This window comes from Pseudomonas sp. 24 E 13, assembly GCF_900004715.1.
In the GTDB taxonomy this organism is placed as follows: domain Bacteria; phylum Pseudomonadota; class Gammaproteobacteria; order Pseudomonadales; family Pseudomonadaceae; genus Aquipseudomonas; species Aquipseudomonas orientalis_A.
The window spans coordinates 98,353-105,038 of record NZ_CVTO01000135.1 but is presented as its reverse complement, the minus strand read 5'-3'; the positions used below and the strand labels follow the sequence as shown (position 1 = coordinate 105,038).

Annotated in this window: 7 protein-coding genes; 5 read left to right on the top strand and 2 right to left on the bottom strand. The window is 62.6% G+C overall.

Annotated elements, in window-relative coordinates:
- On the bottom strand, window positions 1-294 hold a 294-nt coding region (locus BFP90_RS17455; protein ID WP_141688978.1), incomplete at its 3' end, for a DUF4131 domain-containing protein.
- Window positions 295-441: 147 nt separating this feature from the next.
- Here BFP90_RS17455 and BFP90_RS17450 point away from each other — a divergent pair.
- The 5 genes from BFP90_RS17450 (at window position 442) to BFP90_RS17430 (ending at window position 6,079) form a co-directional block, all read left to right on the top strand.
- Window positions 442-957 (top strand): DUF2062 domain-containing protein, encoded by a 516-nt coding sequence (locus tag BFP90_RS17450; protein ID WP_065894963.1) that lies wholly within the window; start codon window positions 442-444, stop codon window positions 955-957.
- Between the two features lie 295 nt (window positions 958-1,252).
- The gene (locus tag BFP90_RS17445) at window positions 1,253-4,006 is read left to right on the top strand and encodes a response regulator (protein WP_065894962.1); all 2,754 of its coding nucleotides are present in this window, start codon (window positions 1,253-1,255) and stop codon (window positions 4,004-4,006) included.
- Between the two features lie 170 nt (window positions 4,007-4,176).
- Window positions 4,177-5,166: a 2-hydroxyacid dehydrogenase gene (locus BFP90_RS17440; RefSeq protein WP_065897566.1), complete on the top strand. Its 990-nt coding sequence runs from the start codon at window positions 4,177-4,179 to the stop codon at window positions 5,164-5,166.
- 71 nt (window positions 5,167-5,237) lie between these two features.
- Window positions 5,238-5,678, top strand: coding sequence for a hypothetical protein (locus BFP90_RS17435; RefSeq protein WP_065884984.1), 441 nt, complete (start codon window positions 5,238-5,240; stop codon window positions 5,676-5,678).
- On the top strand, window positions 5,675-6,079 hold the full coding sequence (locus tag BFP90_RS17430) for an META domain-containing protein (RefSeq protein WP_065894960.1): 405 nt from the start codon (window positions 5,675-5,677) through the stop codon (window positions 6,077-6,079). The genes BFP90_RS17435 and BFP90_RS17430 overlap by 4 nt, the downstream gene beginning before the upstream one ends.
- A 127-nt stretch (window positions 6,080-6,206) precedes the next feature.
- On the opposite strand, the gene BFP90_RS17425 is transcribed toward BFP90_RS17430, so the two are convergent.
- Complete coding sequence (locus tag BFP90_RS17425; RefSeq protein WP_065894959.1) at window positions 6,207-6,668, bottom strand: TlpA disulfide reductase family protein; 462 nt, start codon at window positions 6,666-6,668, stop codon at window positions 6,207-6,209.
- Between the last annotated feature and the right edge of the window lie 18 nt (window positions 6,669-6,686).

The following is a 6,686-nucleotide window of genomic DNA, read 5'->3' as shown; positions in this document are numbered from 1 at the left end:
CGACCGGCTGTCGGCCAATTCAAAGCGCACGCCGGTGTCCGTCTGTTGCGGCAACCCGACCACACGCCCCTCCACCCAACGCGTTTCGCCGTCCAGCGCCGGGCGCAATCGGTCATCCAGTGCCCACTGCGCGCTGATGCAAGCCCAGCCCAAGCCCAGCAGGAAAAACGCCAGCGGATAGGTGCGAAACGGCAGCAGCATCAAGGCCAACACCAGCATGGCCAACAGCCATCCGGTGGGCGGCAACGCCGGAAGAAAGCGCAGGGTCAGTAACCCCAGCGCGAGCGCGAACATCCCTGTTCTCATGAATCATCCCTTTCAATGATTCATTCAGTCTTAGTCGGAGTTCCCAGGGGCGCCTTTGATGTTTTGTCACAAAGTCTGAATTTTCTGTTTATAGAATACGCGCATACTTGCCCCTCGAACTGACCTGGACCCCCTATGCCCCGGCGCTTATTCAAACGGTACATGCCCGACCCCAGCAGTATCAGGGAACACAAGTCATTACAGTTTCTTGGCACCCTGCTGCATGATCCGAACCTCTGGCACCTGAACCGGCACTCGGTGGCTCGCGCCATGGCCGTGGGGTTGTTTGCCGCGTTTATCCCCATCCCGTTGCAGATGTTGCTGGCCGCGATCCTGGCGATTGTGGTGCGCGGCAACATGCCGATTGCCGTCAGCCTGGTGTGGCTGACCAACCCGGTGACGATGCCGGTGGTGTTTTTCTGCACCTACATGACCGGCGCCTGGTTGATGAACGTGCCGCCGCGCAGCCTGCCCGATAACCTGACCTGGGAATGGATCAGCGGCGAGTTGAGCACGATGTGGCAACCATTCCTGCTGGGCTCGGTGGTCTGCGGGTTGGTATTGGGTGCCCTGGCCTACTGCCTGACCATGGGATATTGGCGCTGGTGGGTCGCGCACCAGTGGAAAAAACGCAAATTACGCCGCCGCTGAGGGCTAACGGGCAGGCAGGTGCAGAGGTACACGCTGGCCCTGCGCGCAATGCGCAAGCCCGGGCCGTAAACCGTCCAACCGAATAAAGCGCGCGAAGATACGTTCCAAGTCAGCCTCATCGGTACCTCCCTCCTGTTTCTCCCGCCAGACGCCGGCCGGCGCCGAATCGCCCGAAGATTGCGACATGTCACTAATTTACGAGATTCCCGAGGGCGCAAATGGCTACACTGCGCACGTGGCGTGGGCCGGATGCCTGCGTGGATGATTGATATCAATGTGGTAGCAGGAGAGTGGCGTGCTTAGAAGAATGGGAATAAAAGGCCGCGTACTGTTGCTGACTTTATTGCCGACCAGCCTGATGGCCCTGCTGTTGGGAGGCTACTTCACCTGGATGCAGCTCTCCGAACTGCAGACGCAATTGCTGCAACGCGGCGAAATGATCGCCGAGCAGTTGGCGCCGCTGGTCGCACCCGCCCTGAGCAGCAGGAACACGGATCTGCTGGAACGCATCGCGACCCAATCCCTGGAACAACCGGATGTGCGTACGGTGTCGATCCTGGCGCCGGACCGCTCGTCCCTGGCCCATGCCGGCCCGACCATGCTCAATCAACCGCCCACCGGCAACAGTTCGCACCTGCTGCAGCGCAGCGGCAATGATGCCACCCGCTACCTCATGCCCGTGTTTGGCCGCCATCGCAACCTCGCGGGCGAGCTGATCCCGGATGAGTCCGACCGCCTGTTGGGCTGGGTCGAAGTGGAACTGTCCCACAATGGCATGTTGCTGCGCGGCTATCGCAGCCTGTTCGCCAGCCTGCTGCTGATCGCCATCGGCTTGATCTGCACCGCGGCGCTGGCCCTGCGCATCAGCCGCACCATCAATTCGCCGATCGGCCAGATCAAGCAAGCCGTGGCCCAGCTCAAGGACGGCAACCTGGAAACCCGTCTGCCGCCGTTGGGCAGCCAGGAGCTGGATCAGTTGGCGTCGGGCATCAACCGCATGGCCGAGACCCTGCAAAACGCCCAGGAGGAATTGCAACACAGCATCGACCAGGCCACCGAGGATGTGCGCCAGAACCTGGAAACCATCGAGATCCAGAACATCGAGCTGGACCTGGCCCGCAAGGAAGCCCTGGAAGCCAGCCGGATCAAATCGGAATTCCTGGCCAATATGAGCCATGAGATCCGCACCCCGCTCAACGGCATCCTGGGCTTCACCCACTTGCTGCAAAAAAGCGAATTGTCGCCGCGTCAGCTGGATTACCTGGGCACCATCGAAAAATCCGCCGACAACCTGCTGGGCATCATCAACGAAATCCTCGACTTCTCGAAGATCGAAGCCGGCAAACTGGTGCTCGACAGCGTGCCCTTCAACCTGCGCGACCTGCTGCAAGACACCCTGACCATCCTCGCTCCCGCCGCCCACGCCAAACAGCTCGAACTGGTCAGCCTGGTCTATCGTGACACGCCGCTGTCACTGGTGGGCGACCCGCTGCGCCTCAAGCAGATCCTGACCAACCTGATCAGCAACGCGATCAAGTTCACCCGCGAAGGCACCATTGTTGCCCGCGCGATGATCGAGGACGAACAGGAAGACAGCGTGCAGCTGCGCATCAGCGTGCAGGACACGGGCATCGGCCTGTCCAACCAGGACGTGCGTGCGCTGTTCCAGGCCTTCAGCCAGGCGGACAATTCGCTGTCGCGCCAGCCGGGTGGTACCGGCCTGGGCCTGGTGATTTCCAAGCGTCTGATCGAACAGATGGGCGGCGAAATCGGCGTCGACAGCACACCGGGCGAAGGCTCGGAGTTCTGGATCAGCCTGAACCTGCCCAAGACCCGCGACGACGTTGAAGACTTGCCCAGCGCGCCGCTGCTCGGACGCCGCGTGGCGGTGCTGGAGAACCACGAGCTGGCGCGCCAGGCCCTGCAACACCAGTTGGAAGACTGCGGCCTGGAGGTGACCCCGTTCAACACCCTGGAAAGCCTGACCAACGGCATTACCAGCGCGCACCAGACCGAACAGGCGATTGACCTGGCGGTGCTCGGCGTCACCGCCAACGACATCCCGCCCGAGCGCCTCAACCAGCACTTGTGGGACCTCGAACACCTCGGCTGCAAGGTGCTGGTGCTGTGCCCGACGACCGAGCAGATGCTGTTCAACCAATCGGTGCCCAACCCCAACAGCCAGTTGCAGGCCAAGCCCGCGTGTACGCGCAAGCTGCGCCGGTCCCTGGCCGACCTGATCAGCCCGCGCCCTTTGCGCAACGAACCGGGCGAGCCATTGTCCAGCCGTGCGCCGCGCGTGCTGTGCGTGGACGATAACCCGGCGAACCTGTTGCTCGTGCAAACCCTGCTTGAAGATATGGGCGCCAAGGTCATGGCCGTGGAAAGCGGCTATGCGGCCATTGACGCGGTCAAGCAGGAAACCTTCGACCTGGTGTTGATGGATGTGCAGATGCCGGGCATGGACGGGCGCCAGAGTACCGAGGCGATTCGCCAATGGGAAAGCGAACGCCATGGCACGCCGCTGCCGGTGGTCGCCCTCACCGCCCATGCCATGGCCAACGAAAAACGCGCCCTGCTGCAAAGCGGCATGGACGATTACCTGACCAAACCTATCAGCGAGCGGCAACTGGCCCAGGTGGTGCTGAAATGGACCGGCCTGGCCCTGCGCAACCAAGGGCCGGAACGCGTTCCCGAAGGCCCCGGCCCAGGCGTGCAACTGCTGGTGCTGGACCATGAGGAAGGCTTGCGCCTGGCCGCCAACAAGGCCGACCTGGCGGCGGACATGCTCGCCATGCTGCTGGCCTCCCTGGAAGCCGATCGCCTGGCGATCACGGTCGCCCGTGAAGCCAATGACAATCATGCCCTGATCGAACGCGTCCATCGCCTGCATGGCGCCACGCGCTACTGCGGCGTGCCGCAATTGCGCGCGGCCTGCCAGCGCGCCGAAACCCTGCTCAAGCAGGACGACGCCAAGGCCATGGCTGCACTGGATGAACTGGACATGGCAATTGCACGGTTGGCCAGTGAAGCGCGGGTCAGCGCCTGACGCTATTTTCAGGTGGGGCTTGCCCTAATACCTGTAGGAGCGAGCTTGCTCGCGAAAAACTCCCAGGCACCGCGCTCATTCAGGAAGCACGCGTTATCGTTGACGTTTTTCGCGAGCAAGCTCGCTCCTACAGGCATTTTTCACGTGTAAATCGCAGGGAGCCCCTTTCAATGCGCGTCATTCTTTTCAGCAGCCAACCCTACGACCGCGACAGTTTTAGCGCTGAGCCACTCCCCCAGGGCATCGAGCTGCAATTGCAACCCGCCCGCCTCAACCTCGACACCGTGGCCCTGGCCGAACACCATGAGGTGGTCTGCGCCTTTATCAACGATGACCTCAGCGCCCCGGTACTCGAGCAACTGGCCAAAGGTGGCACGCGCCTGATTGCGTTGCGCTCGGCCGGCTATAACCATGTCGACCTGCGCGCCGCCAAGCGCCTGGGCCTGAGTGTGGTGCGCGTACCGGCCTACTCGCCCCACGCGGTGGCCGAGCATGCCGTGGCGCTGGTGCTGGCCCTGAACCGGCGCCTGCACCGCGCCTACAACCGCACCCGCGATGGCGATTTCAGCCTGCACGGGCTCACCGGGTTCGACCTGGTCGGCAAAACCGTCGGTGTGGTCGGTACCGGGCAGATCGGCGCCACCTTCGCCAGGATCATGAACGGTTTCGGCTGCCGGTTGCTGGCCCACGACCCCTTCCCCAACCCTGAGGTCCAAGCCATGGGCGCGCGCTACGTGAGCCTGCCCGAACTGCTCGCCGAGGCGCAGGTCATCAGCCTGCATTGCCCGCTGACGGCCGACAGCAGGCACCTGATCAACGCCGACACCCTGGCCCACATGCAACCGGGCGCCATGCTGATCAATACCGGCCGCGGTGGCCTGGTCGACACGCCGGCGCTGGTGGAAGCGCTCAAGAGAGGCCAACTCGGTTACCTGGGGCTGGATGTCTATGAAGAAGAGGCCCAGCTGTTTTTCGAGGACCGCTCGGACCTGCCCCTGCAAGACGACGTGCTCGCCCGCCTGCTGACCTTCCCCAATGTGATCATCACCGCCCACCAGGCCTTCCTGACCCGCGAGGCACTGGCGGCGATTGCTGGCACTACACTGGCCAATATTGCAGCGTGGGCCGACGGCCACGCGCAGAACCTCGTCGAGGGATGATCAGCGGTCACATACCGGGCTCATGATAGTCCGGCACCCGTGATAGGATGCCGCGCCTATTTGGAGGATCCATGGCCGAACACGATTTCCGCTTCAGCTTGCTGAGCCCGCAACACACTCTGATCGAATGCCGCGCCCTGGTGCCGGGCCGTTATCAAGTCACCGGCAACGGTGGTTCGATCAAGCATGGCGACGTGCTGATCGTCACCCTGCGCGGCAGCAAAACCCTGTCGATGCGCCTGACCGTGGAAGGTGACGCGCGCTATTCCATCCGCCCGGCGGGCCAATGGGTCGCCATGGCCCAGGGGCCGAAATTCGGCGAGTTGGAGATTCACACCTGGAAGGTCAATTGCGACAGCTGCGACAGCGTGCTGGAGTTCGAATTCGCGGTGGAAACCAAGCTCACCCAGGAACCGCTGCAACCGGCCGCCAATGCCCGCATCAAAGCACTCGGCTGGGCCAGCGAAGGCGACAGTCACCGCTGCCCGAAATGCCAGCAGGCCGCGCAATGAAGCGCCTGCTGCTGCTCGCCGCCATGGGTACGGCCCTGAGCGGCTGCGCCGGCGATGCGGTCAAGCTCAAGCAGGATCACAGCTATGTAGTGGAGTGGATCGGCGAGCGGCCGTTGATGGACTACGCGCACCTGACCGTGACCCTCGGTGCCGATGGTCGCGCCTATGGCAATGGCGGCTGCAACCACTGGTTTGCGCCGTACACCCTTGAAGGCGCCAAACTCAGTTTCGGCCCGATCGGCAGCACCCGCAAATTGTGCGCCGAGGCGTTGATGGAGCAGGAGCACCGCTTCTTCCAGGCCCTGCAAGGCGTACAGCGCTGGGATATCTCGCCGATCGAGCAGACGCGATTCTGGCCGGCCGAAGGCAAGCCGATTCGCTTGTGGCTTGAAGAAGGCTGATATCTCCAATCTTTAGTTTGATGGGGTTCCAAATGTGGGAGGGGGCTTGCCCCCGATGGCGGTATATCAGCCAGCACACACAGTGACTGACACACCGCTATCGGGGGCAAGCCCCCTCCCACACTTTTTAACCGCGCAAGGCCTTGAGTTTGGCCAACACGCCCTCCGCCGTCTGCTCACCCATCAGTTGCTCGCGCACCTTGCCCTGGTCATCGATGATGTAGGTCACCGGCAGCGCCTCGCTACGCGGAATATCGAAGATGCCCTCCGGGTTCTGCGCCAGTACGGTGAACTTGATGCCCAGCTTGTCACTGGCAGCCTTGAGCTCCTCACCCTGCACATTGTCGAAGTTGACCCCGAACACGCCCACGTTCTGCGCTTTCAACTGTTCGGCCAGGGCATTGAGCTCGGGGATTTCCGTGCGGCACGGGCCACACCATTCGGCCCAGTAATTGACCACCAGCCACTGCTTGTCCAGGCGTTCGGCCGGCACTTTCTGGCCGTACTGGTCAACGCCGTAATCGTTACCGCAGCCGCTGAGCAGCAGGGTTGTGATGATCGCCAATGCTCCGATCAGTCGCCTTGTCATGGGGTAATCCTTCGCAAA

What these genes read in the sequence shown, in the direction of transcription:
- BFP90_RS17450 (WP_065894963.1), top strand. Translation starts at nt 442, where the DNA reads ATGCCCCGGCGCTTATTCAAACGGTACATGCCCGACCCCAGCAGTATC.
- BFP90_RS17440 (WP_065897566.1), top strand. Translation starts at nt 4,177, where the DNA reads ATGCGCGTCATTCTTTTCAGCAGCCAACCCTACGACCGCGACAGTTTT.
- BFP90_RS17435 (WP_065884984.1), top strand. Translation starts at nt 5,238, where the DNA reads ATGGCCGAACACGATTTCCGCTTCAGCTTGCTGAGCCCGCAACACACT.
- BFP90_RS17430 (WP_065894960.1), top strand. Translation starts at nt 5,675, where the DNA reads ATGAAGCGCCTGCTGCTGCTCGCCGCCATGGGTACGGCCCTGAGCGGC.
- BFP90_RS17425 (WP_065894959.1), bottom strand. Translation starts at nt 6,668, where the DNA reads ATGACAAGGCGACTGATCGGAGCATTGGCGATCATCACAACCCTGCTG.